Genomic DNA, 17,495 nt, shown 5'->3' on the forward strand with positions numbered 1-17,495 from the left:
AGCCGCCCGCACCCGGCTCCGCTGACGCTCCGCCGGGTGCTGCCACCTGCCCACTCCTTCACCGATTTTCGGGTCAGTGCACGAATCGAATCCGCCCTGCGGCTTGACCTTGACGCTGCGTCAACCCTCCATGCTGGCTGTCATGAGCATCCCGCCAACAACCGATCAGGTCGCGCAGCCCGCGATACACGTGCAAGGCCTGGAGAAGTCGTTCAAGCATCTGAAGGTGCTGCGCGGCGTGGACATCGAAGTGGCGCGGGGCACCATCTTCGCCCTGCTCGGCTCAAACGGGGCGGGGAAGACCACGGTGGTGAAGATCCTGTCCACGCTGCTCAAGGCCGACACAGGGACTGCCCGGGTCAACGGCTTCGATGTCGCGACACAGGCCGCCGACGTACGCGAGTCCATCAGTCTCACCGGGCAGTTCGCGGCGGTCGACGAGATCCTCAGCGGGCGGGAGAACCTCGTCCTGGTCGCCAGGCTGAGGCACCTCAAGGACCCGGGCGCGATCGCGGATGACCTACTGAGGCGCTTCTCGCTGACCGAGGCGGGCACCCGGAGGGTAGCGACGTACTCCGGTGGCATGCGCCGCCGTCTGGACATCGCGATGAGTCTCATCGGGAACCCGCCGGTCATCTTCCTCGACGAGCCGACGACCGGGCTGGACCCGGAGGCGCGCATCGAGGTGTGGCAGGCCGTCAAGGAGCTCGCCGAGGGCGGCACGACCGTGCTGCTCACGACTCAGTACCTCGACGAGGCAGAGCAGCTCGCCGACCGGATCGCGATCCTCCACGAGGGCCGGATCATCGTGAACGGCACCCTCAATGAGCTCAAGCAGCTCCTCCCACCCGCCGAGGTCGAGTACGTCGAGAAGCAGCCGACCCTCGAGGACGTCTTCCTCACCCTCGTCGGTGCCAGAACGGACAAGGAACAACGATGAACAAGCACTTCCTCGGCGACACCGCCGTCCTCCTGGGACGTTCGCTGCGCCACATCACCCGCAGCCCGGACACCATCATCACGACCGCAATCATGCCGATCGCCTTCATGCTGCTGTTCGTCTACGTCTTCGGCGGCGCGATCGAGACCGGGTCCGACTCGTACGTGAACTACCTGCTGCCCGGCATCCTGGTCATCACGATCGCCTCGGGCATCTCCTACACCGCCTACCGGCTCTTCCTGGACATGCAGGGCGGCATCTTCGAACGGTTCCAGTCCATGCCGATCGCGCGATCCTCCGTGCTGTGGGCGCACGTCCTGACCTCGCTGGTCGCCAACCTGATCTCGCTCGTGGTCGTCGTCCTCGTCGCACTCCTCATGGGCTTCCGCACGGGGGCGGGCGTGCTGGGGTGGCTCGCGGTCGCCGGCATTCTGGTCCTGTTCACCCTGGCGCTGACCTGGATCGCCGTGATCCCCGGCCTCACCGCAAAGTCCGTCGACGGCGCGAGCGCGTTCTCCTACCCGCTCATCTTCCTGCCGTTCATCAGCTCGGCCTTCGTGCCCACCGAGTCCATGCCCGGCCCGGTGCGCGCCTTCGCCGAGCACCAGCCGGTGACCTCCATCGTCAACGCGATCCGAAACCTGTTCACCCAGCAGCCGGTCGGCACCGACATCTGGACCGCCCTCGCCTGGTGCGTCGGCATCCTCGTCGTTGCCTACATGTTCGCCAACAGCTCCTACCGGCGCCGGATCTCCTGAGCCGGCGTCGACCGGGTCTGGGCGAGTTGAGGGCAGGATCTACAGCATGCTGACGATCGGTCAACTGGCGGCGTATGCCGGCGTCACGGTGCGGGCGGTGCGGCACTATCACCAGATCGGACTACTGCCCGAGCCGGAACGGGATGCTTCGGGTTACCGGCGGTATGCTGCAACGGCAGTCGTGTCCCTCATCAAGATCCGCACCCTCGCCAACGCTGGCGTGCCGCTGTCCCAGATCGGTCAGATGCTCGAAGCCGACGCATCGACCTTTGCCAAAGCAATCCGAAGGATCGACAGCCAGCTGGGCGACGAGATCGAACGGCTTGAGACCAGCCGCAAGCAGATCGCGCAGCTCGCTGCCGGGGACGGTCTGGCGCTCCCACCGGAGGTGGTCTCCTATCTCGATCGGCTTCGGGAGATCGGGGCGTCAGAGCGGATGGTAGAAGCTGAGCGGGACGGGTGGATCTTGGTTACGGCCCGCTGGCCCGATCGGGTCCGCGAGTGGATGCCGGCGAAACTCGCGCAGCTCGATGACCCGCAAGTCGTCCGGCTCTATCGGGTGCTGTCGGCGATCTTCGAAAGTGACGCAGGTGACGACCCGCGTCTGGAGGAAGCTGCCGACATCATGGCCTGCCTGGCCGAGCAGGCATACATCTCCGGCGAGATCAACCTCGGCGAGGAGGCTTACGACGATCTACCGCATGACCTTTTGGACGACCTTGCCGACGAGGCCGACCCGCGGGTGGAGCGGATGCGGGAGCTAATGCGTGAGCGCGGCTGGTCCGGTTGGAACCGAATGGAGCGGCTGGCAGAGCCGCCCGACTAACCTCCGGCACGGCGTTCTCTGGCACGACGACCGAACCGAAGCACCCGTCCCACGGTCCCTGACCGCCTACGCCCACTGAGACCGCACGTCATGCTTGGCATTGACTCATCTAGGCTTTCGGCACGGCGACGGTGGCGGGAGGCGACCGTGGGCAGGGAGAGCTGGCTCGACGTGGATCCGGCGGGCCTGACGGGCCTGGCGGACCGGATGACCGGTGTCGCGGAGCGCCTGGCGGCGGTCGAGTTGCCCGACAGCGGCGAGTTGCCGGCGGCGGCGGGCCCGGACGGCCGACCGCTGCACGAGACGGCGACGCGCTGGCTGGACGAGCTGCCCCGCGCCGCCCGCGAGCTGCAGGACCTCGCCGGCATCGTCCGGCAGGTCGCCGGTTCGGTGCGGACGGTCGACGAGGAGATGGCGGCCCGGCTGACCCGCCTGCTCCGGGAGGTCTCCGATGGCCGGTGACCTCCACCGGCGCCTGGCCGTCGCCGCCACCGACGCGGCCGACCGCTGGGCGGACGCGGCACGTGCCGCCGGGCAGGCCGCGGACGAGCTTCACCGGGTGCACCGTGACCTGCCCGAGCACTGGCGGACCGGGGTCGGGCTCGACAACGTCAACGAGACGCTGCGCCGCCTGGTCCGGCGGCTGGAGGAAGCCCACGACACCTACCGGGCCGTCGCCGAGGCGCTGGCGGTCCGGGACCGGGAGGTGGCCAGGGCCGGACAGCTGATCAGCCGGACGGTGGCCGAGGCGCACCAGCTGGGGCTCGTCGTCACGCCGGACGGCGAGGTCGTTCCGCCGGCCGCCGGCGCCGCGCCGATGGCGGTGCGAGCGCTCGCCCGGCGGCTCTCCGCCACCCTCGCCGAGGCGATGGCCCACGCCGACGCGGCGCGGGCCCGCACGGCCGACGTCCTCGCCTCGCTGGCGGCGTCCCGCTGACGCCGGGAGATCAGGGCTCGGCGAGGGCGGTCTGGATGAGCCGGGCGCCGTCGCGGCGGCGTACCAGCGTGCCGCGACCGGGTGGCATCGGTTGCGGCCGGAGGTTGCCCAGCACCTGCCCCTCCTCGCGGTTGCCCGACATCAGCAGCCCGGGGGAGTCCAGCTCGCGCAGCCGCTGGAGCACCGGCTCGTAGAGCGCCCGGGCGAGGCCGCCGACCCGGCGGGCGAGGATCAGGTGCAGGCCGACGTCGCGGGCCTGGGGCAGCAGGTCGTGCAGCACGCTGAGCGGGTTGTTGCCGGCCGACGCCACCAGGTCGTAGTCGTCCACCAGGATGAACAGCTCCGGCCCCCGCCACCAGCTGCGGTTCCGCAGCTGTTCCGTCGTGACGTCCGGGCCGGGCAACCGGTTCGTCATGGCCTCCCGGATCGAGGCGAGCGCCTGGGCGAAGCCCTGGTTGGACGGCGCGTACTCGAGGAGGTGCTCGGTCGGCACCGCGCCGAGCAGGCTCCGGCGGTAGTCGGCGACCACCAGCCGCGCCTGCGCCGGCGTGCGGCGTGCCACCAGCTGCTGGGCGACCAGCCGGAGCAGGTTGCTCTTGCCGCACTCCGCGTCCCCGAACACGGTCAGGTGCGGGTCGCTGTCCAGGTCGAGGTAGACCGGCGCGAGCGAGGCCTCGTCGACGCCGATCGGCAGGCCCGCGGCGGACGGGTCGCTCACCTCGTTCAACTCGACCAGGGAGAGGCGGCGCGGCAGCATCCGCACCGGCGGAGCGGACGGGCCCCGCCAGGCCTCGGCGACCTGGTCCGCCAGCGCGGCCGTCGCCTCGGCCAGGTCGTTGACGCCGTGCCTGCCGTCGACGCGGGACAGGGCGGTGAGGAAATGCAGCCGGTCCCGGGTCAGGCCGCGTCCCGGCGACGCCTCCGGGACGTTCGCCGCGATCCGCCGCTGGAACTCCGACTCGCTGGGATCACCGAGCCGCAGCTCCAGCTTGGTGCCGAGCAGGTCACGCATGCTGAGCCGCAGCTCCGACCAGCGGATGGCGGTGAGCACCACGTGCACGCCGTACTGGAGCCCGCGCTGGGCGAGCAGCGTGACGGTCTCCTCGAGCTCGGCGTACTCCTGGCGCAGAATGTTCCAGCCGTCCACGACGAGGAAGACGTCGCCGAACGGGTCGTCGGTGAACTCGCCGGCCGCGCGCCGCTGGCGGTAGCTGGCCATCGATTCGACAGCCCGCTCGGTGAAGCGGGTCTCCCGCCCGTCGAGCAGCGCCACCACCTCGGCGACCGTGCGGCGGACCGCCTCGGTGTCGCGCCGGCCGGCCACCCCGGAGACGTGCGGCAGCGCGGCGAGGCTGCGCAGCGCGCCACCGCCGAAGTCGAGGCAGAAGAACTGCACCTCGCGCGGGGTGTGGGTCAGCGCCAGCGAGCCGATCAGGGAACGCAGCATGGTGCTCTTGCCGCTGAGCGAGGCGCCGACGACGGCCACGTTGCCGCCGGCCCCGGCGAGTTCGACCAGCAACGGGTCGCGGCGCTGCTCGTACGGCCGGTCCACGACGCCGACCGGCGCGGTCAGCGAGCCGGCGCCGACGGCCGAGGTGAGGCCGCGCTCGGGGTCCCGGGTCAGCGGCAGCAGCTCGTCCAGGGTGGGCGGCTCGGCCAGCGGCGGCAGCCAGATCTGGTGCGCGGGCGGCCCGCCGTCGCGCAACTGGTGCACCACGACGTGGAGCAGGCTGCGACCGGCGAGTTCCGGCGACACCGTCGCACCGGCGTCGGCGCCGGTGAGGGCCGGCGGTGCCGAGACGTACGTGGCCCGGAACCGGGTCATCGCGGCGCTCGTCTTCAGGTAGCCGTGGCCGGGAGCGTTGGGCAGCTCGTACGCGTCCGGCACGCCGAGCACGGTGCGGCTTTCGAACGCGGAGAAGGTGCGCAGCCCGATCCGGTACGACAGGTGGGTGTCCAGCCCGCGCAGCTTGCCCTCCTCCAGCCGCTGGCTGGCCAGCAGCAGGTGCACGCCGAGCGACCGGCCCAGCCGGCCGATCATCACGAAGAGGTCGATGAAGTCGGGTTGCGCGGCGAGCAGCTCGCTGAACTCGTCACAGATGATCAGCAGGCTGGGCAGCGGCGCCAGCGGCGCCCCGGCGTCCCGGGCCCGCTCGTAGTCCAGCCGGGAGACGTAGTTGCCGGCCGTCCGCAGCAGCTCCTGCCGCCGCACCATCTCGCCGGTGAGCGCCTCGCGCGCCCGCTCGACCAGGGGCAGCTGGTCCGCGAGGTTGGTGATGACCGCGCTGGTATGCGGGAGTCCCTCCAGCGAGCTGAAGGTGGCGCCGCCCTTGAAGTCGATCAGGACGAGGTTGAGGTCGGCCGACGAGTGCCGCGCCGCGAGCGCCACGACGATCGTACGGAGCAGCTCGCTCTTGCCCGAGCCGGTCGCGCCGACGAGCAGCCCGTGCGGGCCCATCCCGTCCTGCGCCGACTCCTTCAGGTCGAGCAGCACCGGGGCAGCGCCGTCGTCGACGCCGATCGGCACCCGCAGGTAGTCCGGTCCGAGCGGCGTCCGGTGCCCCGTGAAGCTCCACAGCGCGGCGTAGTCGGGGATGTCGAGGACGGCCAACGACTCGTCCTGCGCCTTGGTCGCGTCGGGGCGCGCGACCCGCCCGGCGTCGATCCGGGGCATCCCCCAGGCCTCCGCGATCAGCGACACCATCGCCCGGGCCCCGCCCGTCGGCCGGCCCTCGGTCTCGATCTCCGTCTCCGGATCGGTCCCGCTGACGGTGAGGTCGGGCAGCGCGACCCGGAAGGTGCGCCGGCCGTAGATGGCCCAGCCCGGCACGTTCATCGGCAGGCGGGCGGCCTGGTCCGGGTTGACCCGCGACTCGTGCGGCTGCGACAACCGGGTCTCGATCCGGGCCTGGGGCAGCTCCAGCAACTCCTCCGGGATGACCCGCCAGCTGCGTTCGAGCACCACGACGTGGAGCCCGTAGCCCAGCCCCTTGTTCGCGAGGTCCACCATCCGCGGGGAGAAGTCCGGCAGCAGCGTGGCGAAGTCCTGCCACCGGTCGACGACCAGGAACACGTCCGGATAGGGGTTGCCCTCGACGCCGGCCCGCCAGGCCCGCAGGCTCGCCGGTGACTCCAGCTCGTGCCTCCGGAACAGCTGCTTGCGGTCGAGGACCTCCTGTTCCAGCAGGTCGAGCAGCGTCCGGACCTCACCCACCTCGTCGTCGCCGACGACCGCGCGGACGTGCGGCAGCCGCCGCATCGGCCCGAGCAGGTTCCCGCCCGACTCCAGGCAGTAGAAGGCGATCTCGCGGTCGGAGTGGGTGAGCGCCAGCCCGGCGATGAGGGAGCACAACAGCGTGGTCTTGCCGGTGCCGGTCCGGCCGACGACGAGCAGATGCCCTTCCGAGGCGGCCAGGTCGAGCCAGACCAGCTCGCCGGCCGGCTGGTCGATCCGCTGGGCCTGACCGATCGGCACCTTCAACAGCCCCCGTCGCCGCCAGTCGGTGGCGCAGAGCTTCACGTCCCCGCCGGGTTCCAGCGGGCCCAGCAGGTCGCCGAGTCGTGGCTCGCGTTGGTCCCGCCGGCGGCGCTGGCGGTGGTGCCCCTCCCGGGACAGCGCGATGTGCACCTCGTCGCTCGCCTGCCCGAACTGGCACGGCGACTGGGAGGAGGTGCGCTTCGGCAGTTCCAGCCGCACGTACCGCCACAGGTCGTCCGGGGTGATCCGGCCCTGCCCGGTGATGTCGGCCGCGCCGGTGCTCAACCCCTGGATGATGGTCTCGGTGAAGGCCGAGCGGAGCCGCGACGTGGTCTCGGAGGCCGGCCGGCCGTCGTCGGCCCGCTCCACCGAGTTGGTCGCGGTGATGACGTAGCGGCCGTAGCCGGTGCGCAGCTCGCCGTCGATGGCCAGGTCGTCGGTCGTCTTCAGGCCATGCCCCTCGAAGGCGCCGCTGTAACAGCAGTCGAGCAGAATCACCGAGCTGGCCGCGTCGGACTCGTCGAGCAGTTCCCGGACGAAGGACGCGGACACCGCCGTCGAGGAGAGGTGGTCCACCTCGGTGTTGGCGACCGCGAGGTAGAGCCGCCCCCGTTTGCTGCTGCGCACCCCGTGCCCGGAGAAGTAGAGCAGGACCAGGTCCTCCGGGCCCGCCGCCCGGAGCATCGACTCGATCGCCCGCTCGATCGAGCTCTTCGACTCGTTCTCCAGCAGCACGGTCTGGTCGAAGGCGCCGACGTCCGCGTCGGCCAGCAGGCTCAGCAGGTCACGCGCCTCTTCCCGCGGCGCGTAGAGGTCGGTCAGCGACTCGTCGATGTAGCGGTCGTTGGCGATCAGCAGGGCACGGCGCTCTCCCACGGGTCAGCTCCCGGCGGCGCCGCCACCGTGCTGGCCGGCCACCGGCCGCCGCTCCGGCTGGGCCGGAAGCTCGGCGCTGGTCGCCGGTGTGCCGCCGAGGAGCTGCGTCAGCTCGGTGACGAGACGCGCGTCGACCCGGGTCGATCCGGTGATCACCAACTCGTTGTCGCCGCTGCGCAACGTGATCGACCGGGCCTTGACCCGGTTGGCGTAGGCGACGGCGACGTACGCGAGGGCGCGCAGGCTGGCGGCCGAGAAGAGGCCGCCCACCGCCAGCATCCCCAGCTCCCACGCCTGTTGCGACTTGCCGGGTCCGTCGGCCGCCGACTGGGCGTGCGCGACCCGCAGCCCCGGCACCGTGCGCAGGTCGTCCGCCAGCTGGCGGGCGAACTCGTCCACCCGCTCGGCGGGCGTCGACGGTCGCGGTTGGATCGACAGCAGAAGCTCGGTCACAGCACACCTCCGTACGAGTGTCTACATTCAACACCACCGCCGCGACCCCGATGGTCGTCGCCCGGCGCGAGGACGGCCTTCTACCCTCCGGCGGAGAGGTCGGCGAGGGTGACGTTCGCTTCGGCGAGCACCTCCGGGTGGCCGGCGCCGGCGGCGAGCGCGGCGAAGTAGACGGTGTCGACGGCGCCGGCCAGCGCGTCCTCGTGGGCCGCGGCGTGGATCGCCGGTAGCGCGATCGCCTGCTGGGAGCAGTTGGGGGTGCCGTCCGGTGTCGTGACCGCGGTGGACGGGACCCGGTCGTCGGCCCACAGGCGCGCCCATGCCTGGTGGTCGTCGTCGAAGGGTGGCGGCAGCGGCTCGCCCCGGTCGAGGGCCGTCAACGCCCGGGCGATCCAGTCGATGCCGGCCAGCCCCGCGAGGGTGCACGCCCGGCGGGCGCCCCATCGGGCGACGGCCCGCTGGACGTCGGACGCAGCCTCCGCCAGCGCGTCGAGGAACGCTCGATCCAGGCGGGCCAGACCGATCGTGTTGGCGGGCAACCGGCGGAGGCGTTCGGACGGCGGTGCTCCGCTCCACCGACGGGCCTCGTACTCCAGGCGGCGACGACGGTCTTTGGCGGTGGCGGCCGCGGCCCTGGCGGCGAGCTCGGCGAACACTGGTTCCCACGGATGCGGCGGGTCACCGCCCCCGGTCGGGGACTCCAGGAGGCGGTCGAGCAGGTGGTCCCAGATCAGCCCGAGCAGGATGGCGTCCGGCGCCTGGACGGAGCGGTGGACGACGGCGAGGTCCGCGGTGCCGTCACCGGAAGCCGGTGTCACGCGGACCTCGACCGTGCTGCTCCGGGCGTCGGGCACCCGGCTCGCCGATCCCGGCTTCGGCGCCCACCGCCACTGGGCGTCCAGCCCGCCGGTCGTGGGAGCGGCGCGCAGGCGGATCTCCAGCCCGCCCGCGGGCAGCATCAACTCGTCGCCGTGGACGGTCGCGCCGAGCAGGTCGGCCGGACGGCGCAGCAGGTCCGTCGCGCGCCTGACGGGCATCGTGCGGTGCCGTCGTACCGCCACCCGGCCGGCCGGCCGGTGGACCGGCGTCTCGCCGTTCCCGGTGGCCACCCGGCGCAGCGCCACCTCCCGAGGGTCGGGATCGGCCAGGGTGACCAGCCGCAGCATCGCCCAGCCGGCGGCGCGCGCCGGTTTCGGCGTCCACCCCGGGGACGGCAGGTCGTCGCGGCGTAACGTCCGGAAGCCCGGATCCTCGTCCACCGGCCACACGGTGACCTGGTAACGCTCCGGGGCGTCCGGTACGGCGGGGGCGCCCTCCGGCGTGCGGTCACGCGACTGGACCCGCACCCGGAACAGCCCCGGCCGGCCCACCTCCACCCGCCGCAAGGGCGCCGGGCAGTCGCCCATCAGCCCGCAGACGCTGATCCGGCCGTCCGGCAGCCACACCGTCGCCTCGGCAGCGGCGTTCCAACCTTGGATGTCCGCCGGCGGCGGCGACGCCAGCACCACGAGCCGCACCCCGACATCAGCGGTGTGCGGCCCGGTCAGCACCGTGAGCTGGGATCGGCCGGTGACCTGGAGCAGGTCGTCGCCGACCGTGTAGAGATCCAGGTGGTCGCCGCGCTCCGTCCCGTCGCCGATCTGGAACTGGTGGTGCGACACGAAGACCGGCATGAAGCCGTCGTCCGCTTTCACCAGAGCCTCCTCAGTAGCCCGCCGGCACGCCGAGCTGGCGGAGCACGGTGGGGTCGGTGATGGTGTCGTCGGCGGCCAGCATGATCGCCTTGGACAGGATCATGGACAGCATCGGATCGTCCTCGAACGGCAGGTGCAGCCGGCCGGTCCGGTCCCGCGCCGGGACGATGCAGAGGTAGGCGTCGTTCGGGTCCATCAGGATGTTGCCGGAGCCGAGGTGGATTCGGTAGCTGCCGAGGTTGCCCCGGACGTGGAGGAAGCGCTCGGACAGCTCCACCCGGTCGGCGATCCGCATCCGCGGCAGCAGCCGGGCCAGCGCGTCCCGGCGGATCTCCGCCGACGGGGTCAGCTCGGCCACGACGCTGCGCCGCCAGTACGCGTGGAACCGGTCCTCGCCACGGTCGGCCCACTGCGGATCCGCGGCGATCGAGGTGACCCCGACGAACAGGTCAACGTCCCGCATCGCCTCGGTGAACACCATCGGTGGGACGTCGACCACCGGCACCGGCTCCCAGATCGCCCCGTCGCGCCGGGCGAAGCGCACCTGGTCCGTCGAGCAGTACTGGACGTCGTAGCCGCGTCCGTCCACCTCCTCCACCAGTTGGTGGTGGAAGGACGCCTGCCACAGGCCGCCACCGAACAGCTTGGTCGCCTCGCTCTCGTACCCGCCGTCCCAGTAGCCGAGGTAGCCGGCCTGCCAGCCACGAACCCGCATGAGCGCGTTCGCCTGCCGGTAGCGCAGGATGTGGGCGGCGAACCGGTTGGAGTAGCCGCGGGTCTCCTCCTCGGCCGGCGTGAGCAGATAGACCTCCCGGAAGGCCTGCTTGAACGGCTGCCGCACCGCGGCGGCGAGGACGTGTTCACGCCACCCCGCGACCTCTGGCACCGCCGCCCGGATCGGATGCCACAGCCGGACCTCGTCGCCGCGCACGGGCCGGCCGTCGAGGCCCACCACCGCCCAACCGTCGGGGTCGCGCCGGGGCAGGCCGGCCGCCCACCGGCGCCCGTCGGTGCTGGTCTCCCAGAGCAGCCGCCGCCCGTAGGTCCCGGTGACCGGGTGCTCCAGGAACCGGGACACCCAGTCCGGGTACGCCCAGGTGCGCTCCTCGGACAACAACCCCTCCACCCGCTGGCGCTCTGCCGTCAGCGTCGCGCCGACGCTCTTGACCAGCTCCCGCAACTGCCTGAGCTGGTCTGCGTGCTCCTGCTTGACCGCAGCGGGAACGCCCTTCAACGGCTGGCCGTCCCGGGCGAAGGTCAGCCGGGCCTTCTCGCCCACCACCTCGACCGTCGCGTCGTACGCCCCCACCCGGCTGCGCCGGCGCCCGTCACGGTCGAGCCCGTGGTCGTCGACCGCCAGCTCCATCACCTCGCTGAACGACCACCCGCGCAACGCGCCGAGTTGGGTCAGCGCCGTCCGGACCCGGCTCTGCACCGCCTTGTTCTTCACCGTCACGGCCAGCCGGGCCAGGGTCCGCACCGGCGCCTCGCCCCGGCGCTCCGCCAGCAACTGCACGGCGGCGATCGCCGTCCGCTGGGCGTGCGGGTAGCCGGGGGCCTCCCGGGGCGCCGCCGACGCGACGGCGGTCACCCGCGCCAACAGGTCGGTTGCGGCGTCGTCGCCGGCCCGCGACAGCGCCCACACCAGCCCGCGCAGCAGCGGGTCGGTGTCGTCGTGCACGGACCGGCCGTGCGCGACGAAGATCTCCAGGACCGCGCGAACGACATCGGGACCGTCCGGTGCGGTCGCGAGGTGCTCGTCGAGCCGGCGCAGCCAGGTCGCCGACGGACTGGGCCGGGTCAGTGCGGCGCAGTGCACCAGCAGCTCCGCCACACCCGGCGCGGCGAGCACGTCGCCCAGTTCGGCGCGGACCCGCGGGCCGAACGCGTCGCCGTCGTGCAGCAGCCAGTACGGCACCCGCCGGTCGACCGCGCGGTCGACCGCCCCGCCGATCAGCTGGACGGCCCGACGCCGCGGCTCCCGGGCCACGAAGGGATCGTTCGTGAGCTCCGTGAGCAGCCCGGACAGCGCCGGCGCCAGGTCGACCAGGTCCGCCGGGGCCAGGCTGACGGCGATCACCGTCGGCAGTTCCAGGTGGACTCCGTTCTCCCAGGCCCCGCCATCGGCGATGGTGTGCAGGCACCAGAGCAGGTCCGCCCGTCGCCAGGGCAGGCCACCGTCGGCGAGAGCGCGAACCGCGGAGTTCAGCCCGAGCGGTAGCGACGCGATGGTGACCGCCCGGTGCAGGGCGAGGGCGCCGAGTCGACGCTCCGGCGCCGGCCAGGCCACCACCGACGCCCACTCCGGGATCCGGGTGACCGGCCCCCAGTAGTAGCCGGACGCCCTGCCGAGCACCTCCCGGATCCGCGCGTCCGCCTCGGCCAGCCCGGCTTCCACCTGCTCCCGCTCCGACGGCGTCAGGTCGGGCAGCAGGGCCTGCCAGCCGCCCACCTCAGCCGCCCACCAGCGGCACCAGCCGCACGAACGCCACGTCCGGGTCGGCGCGCAGGTCGATCTCCTCGTCCAGGTCGTCGACCTGGTGGTCACCGACCAGCAGCACGAAACCGTTGCGGGCGAACGCGACGCACGCCGCATCCGCCTGGTTCTCCCAGTCCAGCCGCCGGTCGCGGGCGACCCGGTAGCCGTTCAACGTCGCCTCCGTGTCGGTCGGCTGCACCAGCCCACGGAAGTGCTCGGGACGGTTCGCGTTGAACCGGGCCACCTCCTCGCGGACCCGCAACCGGACCAGCTCCCGGGCGGTGATCCGGTCGGGCAGGCCCGGCATCGGCCAGCAGTCGATCGCTTTCCCTGTCGCTGTCTCGTCCCGGACCGTCACCGTGGCCATCCGTGCTACTCCTCGTCTCGGTGTGGCCGGCATCATGGCAGCACCGTCCGACGCTTTGCCGCCCGCGTCCGCGACGCCGGACGCGACTTACGGCGACCGCGCGCCCGGCGGCGCGGTGCGACCGGCACCGGCACCCACCGACAGCGGCGAGGGCCGGGTCAGCGGCGTCGCGCGCGGAGCCGGCGCAGCGCGTACACCGCGCCGCTGGCCAGGAAGAGGACGCCGCTGACCAGCAGCCAGCGGCCGAGGAAGGGCTGCTGGTCCTGGCCGGTCGCGGCGAGGTAGGTCGGCCGGCCCTGCCGGAGGATGCCGGGCAGGTGGACGAGGAACAGCAACGCGGCGGCCAGCGCCGGCACCCGGACGTGGTTCACCAGCGACGGTCCGGCCGTCGGGGGGCGGGCGGCCCGCCGCAACACCCGGTCGGCCAGCGCGTAGACCGGGTACAGGACCAGGTCGTGGGCGACCACGGCGCCGACGAACCAGACCAGCATGGGCCCGGCGGTCGGCTCGCCGGCCAGCCGGAGCGCCACCCACCCGGTGACCGCGAAGGCGGTCGCCATCAGCAGCAGGTGCCGCCCGCCGGCGCCGTACGTCGCGCGGAACCGGGACCGCACCTCAGTCATCGGTACGCGCCCGGAACTCGATCTCGCTGACCCACTTGGTGCAGTGCACCCCGGGCAGTGCGGGGACGATGATCCGCGCCGGGTAGCCGTGGTCGGGGGAGAGGTCGGCCCCGTTGACCGTCAGCGCGAGCAGCGAGTCGCCGTCCAGCACCTGGTTGGCCTGCAGGGTCGCCTGGTTGAACAGTCCCGCCCGCTCCAGCGAACGCACCTGCGCCGAGGCGAGGTCGCCCGCCCCGACCAGCGCGGCGAGGTCGCGCAGGCGTACGCCGGTCCAGGTCTGCAGCGTCGACCAGCCCTCCACGCAGGCGATCGGCAGGCGGGCGGTGTGCTGGGTCATGGCCAGCAACGCGGCGCGGTCCAGCGCGAGGGTCCGCCCGCCGGCCCGCAGGGTCACCCGCCACCGTTCCCCGGTGTCGGCGGCGCGGACGCCGGCGGCGACGGCGGTGCGGTTGACCGGGAAGCCGCTCGGCCCCGCACCGGGCTCCCGCCCGCGGGGTAGCAGCAGGGCGGTGCGCCGCCACGCCCCGTCGAGGCTCTGCCCGACGGTGAGCGCCCCGAGCAGCAGGGAGAGGCCGCCGACCAGGCCGAGGGCGCCGCGGCGACTGATCGTCGCCGGCCCGGGGTGGGCGGGCACCAGCCGCTCCGGGTCCGGCGGCTCGGGACGGGTGGCAGCCCGGGAGGTGCTCAGCTCGCTGCGCGGCGGGCGGGACCGCAGCGCGGAGACCAGCCGCGGCAGCTTCAGCCCCACGTGCGCGACCAGGGCGGCGGTGAACACCCAGGCGCCGAAGTAGTGGGCGGTGTAGAAGTCGAATCCGAACAGGTACGCGTACTGGATGTTCAGCAGCCCGGTGGCGGTCTGGAACAGGATGCCGCCGACCAGCAGGAGCAGCGACAGCCGTTCCAGCACCTGCGCGACCGAGCGGGCCGGCGGCCAGTCGAACAGCTTCGGGATCACCGACCAGAGCTTCGCCAGCACCACCGGGATCAGCATGATCCCGAGCGTCACGTGCAGCCCCTGGGTGAGCCGGAACAGCCAGGACGGGCGGGTAGGCCAGTCGAACTGCGGCAGCTGCAGCCACCCCACGTCGCGCGGGAAGGCCTGGCCGAACTGCGGGCTGTAGGCGAGGTAGTCGAGCAGCCCGGTGATGATCACCAGGGGCAGGGTGACCAGCAGCACCGCGCCGAACACGGCGGTGAGCCAGGGTCCGCGCAGCGGGCTGCGCCAGCGGCGGTTCGCCGTCGACGCGCCGGGCGGGGGGTGCTCGGCCAGGAAGCGCCACCACCGCCGGGGCCAGCCGTACCCGACCCGGTCGGGCTCGGCCGGCCCGTCCGGAGAGCTGCTGTCGGTGCTCACTCCCGCAGGCTAGAGGCGGCGATGGTGGTCGAGCCCCGGTTGCCCGATTACGGGAGCCTTACCGACCCGGCCGCTCCCACCACCGGGGCGGGACGATGTTGCGAGGTGCTTACGGCCGCGCCGACCCGGCCCGCCACCGCCTCCCACCGACCTACCCTGACCGCATGCGGGTACTGGTCACCGGCGCGGCCGGGTTCATCGGGTCGCAGGTCGCCGACCTGCTCGCCGACTCAGGGCACGAGGTGGTGGCGCTGGACGCGCTGCTGCCCCAGGCGCACGGCGCCGACCTGCCCGGGTGGTCGCGGCGGCACGACCCGGTGGTGGGCGACGTCCGCGACCCCGACCTGCTCGACCGGTTGCTGCCCGGGGTCGACGCGGTCTGCCACCAGGCGGCGATGGTCGGGCACGGGCTGGACCCGTCCGACGCCCCGGCGTACGCCAGTCACAACGACTACGGCACGGCGGTGCTGCTCGCTGCCATGCACCGGGCCGGTGTGCGCCGCCTGGTGCTGGCCAGCTCGATGGTCGTCTACGGCGAGGGGCGCTACGAGTGCGCCCGCCACGGCGTCGTCCGCCCCGCCCTGCGGCGCGCCGCCGACCTGGCCGCCGGCCGCTACGACCCGACGTGCGCGCGCTGCGCCACCACCCTTACCCCGCTGCTGGTGCCCGAGGACGCGCCGCTGGAGCCGCAGAGCACGTACGCGGCCAGCAAGCTGGCCCAGGAACACCTGGCCGGCGCCTGGGCGCGGCAGACCGGCGGGCAGGTGTGGGCGCTGCGGTACCACAACGTCTACGGGCCCCGGATGCCCCGCGACACCCCGTACGCCGGGGTGGCCTCGCTCTTCCGGTCCGCGCTGGCGGACGGGCGGCCCCCCACGGTGCTGGAGGACGGCCGGCAGCGGCGGGACTTCGTGCACGTCACCGACGTGGCGCGGGCCAACCTGCTCGCGCTCGGCACGCCGCCGCCACAGCCCCTGGTGGCCGTCAACGTCTGCTCCGGTGAGCCACGCACCGTCGGCGACCTGGCCGCCACCCTCGCCGCGGCGATGGGTGGACCGGCGCCGGTGGTGGTCGGCGGCGCCCGCCCGGCCGACGTGCGGCACGTGGTCGCCGACCCGGCCCGCGCGGCCGACCTGCTCGGCTACACCGCGCGGGTCCGGTTCGCCGCCGGGGTGGCGGCGTTCGCCACCGACCCGCTGCGCGAGCCGGCGGCCCTGCCCGCCTGAGCGGGCGGCTCTGCCCGCCTGAGCGGCCACCCGGCGACCGGACCGGGTCAGGAGACCGTCCAGAGCAGGTGGTTGACCGCGAGCGCGGTCGCCGCCTGCCCGGCCAGCCACCAGCGGCGACTCGCGGCCGGCAGGTGCGCGGTGGCGACCAGCAGCCAGACCGCGAACGGCAGCCAGATCCGCTCCACCTCCGCCTTGCTCAACCCGGACAGGTCCGCCGCGAGCACCACGACCGCCGCGGTCAGCGGCAGCAGCACGGTCGGCCGGGCGGCGACCACCCGCACGGCGGGCCGGAGCCCGGCGCCGCGCAGCGCGGGCCGGACCGCCACCACGCCGGCCCGCACCGCCCGGCGCAGCGCCGGGCCGACCGCGGGGCCGGCGCAGAGCAGCAGCGCCGCCAGGTTCGCCCAGACCCAGTAGCCGTACGGCCGCTCGGCCGCCCACCCCTGGTAGTAGCGCTCCACCACCAGCCGGTAGCCGTCCCACCACCAGAAGCCGGCCACGGTGAACCCGACCACCACGGCCGCAACTCCGGCGAGCCCGGCGGACAGGGCGGCGACCCGGCCCGCCGGCCGCAGCGCCAGCACCGCCAGCGCCAGCAGGCCGACCAGGACGAAGCCGTACGACAGGTACAGCGCGCAGCCGAGCAGCAGTCCACCGGCGGCGGGCGCCAGCCGGCCGCGGACCGCTAGCAGGGCCAGGCCGGCGGCGACCACGCCGGTGAAGACGCCGTCGGCCGAGGCGCCCACCCACACCGCACCCGGCAGCAGCACCAGGAACGGCAGCACCGCGCGGGCGGCCGGCTCGGCGCCGAGCGCCCGCAGCGCCACCGGCACGGAGACGGTGACGGTCGTGCCGACCAGCACGCAGGCCAGCGCGGCGGCGGTGCCGCCGCCGAGCCCGACCCGGTCCAGCCCGACGAAGAACAGCAGCGCGCCGGGCGGATGCCCGGCCGTGTGGGTGGACCACGAGGCGGGCTGGAAGTCCAGGATCCGTCCGGTGAACCCGGCCAGCGTCGCGGGGACGTCCCGGATCCCGGGCACCTCGTGCAGGTACTCCGCCTGCGCGGTGAGCCGCTCGGTGAGTCCGGCCGACCAGCCGTCGACCAGCGCCAGCGCCAGCGTCCAGGCCGTCGACGCCAGCCAGGCGGTGCCGAGCAGCGGGCCCCAGCGGGCGACCGCCGCCCACCGCACCCCCGATCCGACCACCGCGACGGCCACCAGCACCGCGACCGGCGTACCCCAACCGAGGTGCGGACGCCAGGTCGCGTAGAGCGGCGCGGCGTCGGCGTACAGGCCCGCGTCGCGGGCGTTGAGGACCGCGCCGACCGCGACGGCGAGGACCAGCAGCGCCGCCTCGACGCCGAGCACGGTCAGGTCGCCGCGCCACCGGCGGGTCGGCGCCCGCCCGGGCGCGTCCGGCGGCCTCGTGGTCGTTCTCATGCCGACCGGACGGTACGGCGTCCACCGGACCGGTGACAGGCG

General features: G+C 73.5%; 14 protein-coding genes. 6 read left to right on the forward strand and 8 right to left on the reverse strand.

Annotated elements, in window-relative coordinates:
• Window positions 1–130: 130 nt before the first annotated feature.
• The 5 genes from ACVCAH_RS18985 (at window position 131) to ACVCAH_RS19005 (ending at window position 3,461) form a co-directional block, all read left to right on the forward strand.
• The gene (locus ACVCAH_RS18985; RefSeq protein ID WP_447137634.1) at window positions 131–940 is read left to right on the forward strand and encodes an ABC transporter ATP-binding protein; all 810 of its coding nucleotides are present in this window, start codon (window positions 131–133) and stop codon (window positions 938–940) included.
• Window positions 937–1,698: an ABC transporter permease gene (locus ACVCAH_RS18990; protein ID WP_447137498.1), complete on the forward strand. Its 762-nt coding sequence runs from the start codon at window positions 937–939 to the stop codon at window positions 1,696–1,698. Before ACVCAH_RS18985 ends, ACVCAH_RS18990 begins: the two co-directional genes overlap by 4 nt.
• A gap of 46 nt (window positions 1,699–1,744) precedes the next feature.
• Entirely contained in the window at window positions 1,745–2,524 is a 780-nt protein-coding gene (locus tag ACVCAH_RS18995; protein ID WP_447137499.1) for a MerR family transcriptional regulator, read from the forward strand.
• Window positions 2,525–2,671: 147 nt separating this feature from the next.
• A complete protein-coding gene (locus ACVCAH_RS19000; protein WP_447137500.1) occupies window positions 2,672–2,986 on the forward strand; it encodes a hypothetical protein in 315 nt (104 codons plus the stop codon).
• Entirely contained in the window at window positions 2,976–3,461 is a 486-nt protein-coding gene (locus tag ACVCAH_RS19005) for a hypothetical protein (RefSeq protein ID WP_447137501.1), read from the forward strand. The genes ACVCAH_RS19000 and ACVCAH_RS19005 overlap by 11 nt, the downstream gene beginning before the upstream one ends.
• Before the next feature lie 10 nt (window positions 3,462–3,471).
• Here ACVCAH_RS19005 and eccCb read toward each other — a convergent pair whose 3' ends face one another.
• From eccCb to ACVCAH_RS19040, 7 genes are all read right to left on the reverse strand, one after another.
• On the reverse strand, window positions 3,472–7,815 hold the full coding sequence (eccCb, locus tag ACVCAH_RS19010; protein ID WP_447137502.1) for a type VII secretion protein EccCb: 4,344 nt from the start codon (window positions 7,813–7,815) through the stop codon (window positions 3,472–3,474).
• Window positions 7,816–7,818: 3 nt separating this feature from the next.
• Window positions 7,819–8,268 carry a hypothetical protein gene (locus tag ACVCAH_RS19015; protein WP_447137503.1) on the reverse strand — a complete coding sequence of 150 codons (450 nt, stop codon included), beginning with the start codon at window positions 8,266–8,268 and terminating at the stop codon, window positions 7,819–7,821.
• Window positions 8,269–8,348: 80 nt separating this feature from the next.
• Complete coding sequence (locus tag ACVCAH_RS19020; protein WP_447137504.1) at window positions 8,349–9,962, reverse strand: hypothetical protein; 1,614 nt, start codon at window positions 9,960–9,962, stop codon at window positions 8,349–8,351.
• A gap of 10 nt (window positions 9,963–9,972) precedes the next feature.
• Complete coding sequence (locus ACVCAH_RS19025) at window positions 9,973–12,414, reverse strand: DUF4132 domain-containing protein (RefSeq protein WP_447137505.1); 2,442 nt, start codon at window positions 12,412–12,414, stop codon at window positions 9,973–9,975.
• Window position 12,415: 1 nt separating this feature from the next.
• Window positions 12,416–12,808 carry a hypothetical protein gene (locus tag ACVCAH_RS19030; RefSeq protein ID WP_447137506.1) on the reverse strand — a complete coding sequence of 131 codons (393 nt, stop codon included), beginning with the start codon at window positions 12,806–12,808 and terminating at the stop codon, window positions 12,416–12,418.
• A 158-nt stretch (window positions 12,809–12,966) separates the two neighbouring features.
• On the reverse strand, window positions 12,967–13,431 hold the full coding sequence (locus ACVCAH_RS19035; protein WP_447137507.1) for a hypothetical protein: 465 nt from the start codon (window positions 13,429–13,431) through the stop codon (window positions 12,967–12,969).
• On the reverse strand, window positions 13,424–14,785 hold the full coding sequence (locus ACVCAH_RS19040; protein WP_447137508.1) for a molybdopterin-dependent oxidoreductase: 1,362 nt from the start codon (window positions 14,783–14,785) through the stop codon (window positions 13,424–13,426). The genes ACVCAH_RS19035 and ACVCAH_RS19040 overlap by 8 nt, the downstream gene beginning before the upstream one ends.
• A 164-nt stretch (window positions 14,786–14,949) precedes the next feature.
• Between ACVCAH_RS19040 and ACVCAH_RS19045 the strand changes: the two genes are divergently transcribed.
• Window positions 14,950–16,011, forward strand: a complete 1,062-nt coding sequence (locus ACVCAH_RS19045) for an NAD-dependent epimerase/dehydratase family protein (protein WP_447137509.1) — start codon at window positions 14,950–14,952, stop codon at window positions 16,009–16,011.
• 47 nt (window positions 16,012–16,058) lie between these two features.
• Here ACVCAH_RS19045 and ACVCAH_RS19050 read toward each other — a convergent pair whose 3' ends face one another.
• Window positions 16,059–17,453, reverse strand: coding sequence for a hypothetical protein (locus ACVCAH_RS19050; RefSeq protein ID WP_447137510.1), 1,395 nt, complete (start codon window positions 17,451–17,453; stop codon window positions 16,059–16,061).
• Window positions 17,454–17,495: the final 42 nt, after the last annotated feature.

Source organism: Micromonospora sp. LZ34 (assembly GCF_052981855.1).

Excerpts from the sequence above, each read along its gene's own strand:
- ACVCAH_RS18985 (WP_447137634.1), top strand. The coding sequence starts at position 131 with ATGCTGGCTGTCATGAGCATCCCGCCAACAACCGATCAGGTCGCGCAG.
- ACVCAH_RS18990 (WP_447137498.1), top strand. The coding sequence starts at position 937 with ATGAACAAGCACTTCCTCGGCGACACCGCCGTCCTCCTGGGACGTTCG.
- ACVCAH_RS18995 (WP_447137499.1), top strand. The coding sequence starts at position 1,745 with ATGCTGACGATCGGTCAACTGGCGGCGTATGCCGGCGTCACGGTGCGG.
- ACVCAH_RS19005 (WP_447137501.1), top strand. The coding sequence starts at position 2,976 with ATGGCCGGTGACCTCCACCGGCGCCTGGCCGTCGCCGCCACCGACGCG.
- ACVCAH_RS19030 (WP_447137506.1), bottom strand. The coding sequence starts at position 12,808 with ATGGCCACGGTGACGGTCCGGGACGAGACAGCGACAGGGAAAGCGATC.
- ACVCAH_RS19035 (WP_447137507.1), bottom strand. The coding sequence starts at position 13,431 with ATGACTGAGGTGCGGTCCCGGTTCCGCGCGACGTACGGCGCCGGCGGG.
- ACVCAH_RS19045 (WP_447137509.1), top strand. The coding sequence starts at position 14,950 with ATGCGGGTACTGGTCACCGGCGCGGCCGGGTTCATCGGGTCGCAGGTC.
- ACVCAH_RS19050 (WP_447137510.1), bottom strand. The coding sequence starts at position 17,453 with ATGAGAACGACCACGAGGCCGCCGGACGCGCCCGGGCGGGCGCCGACC.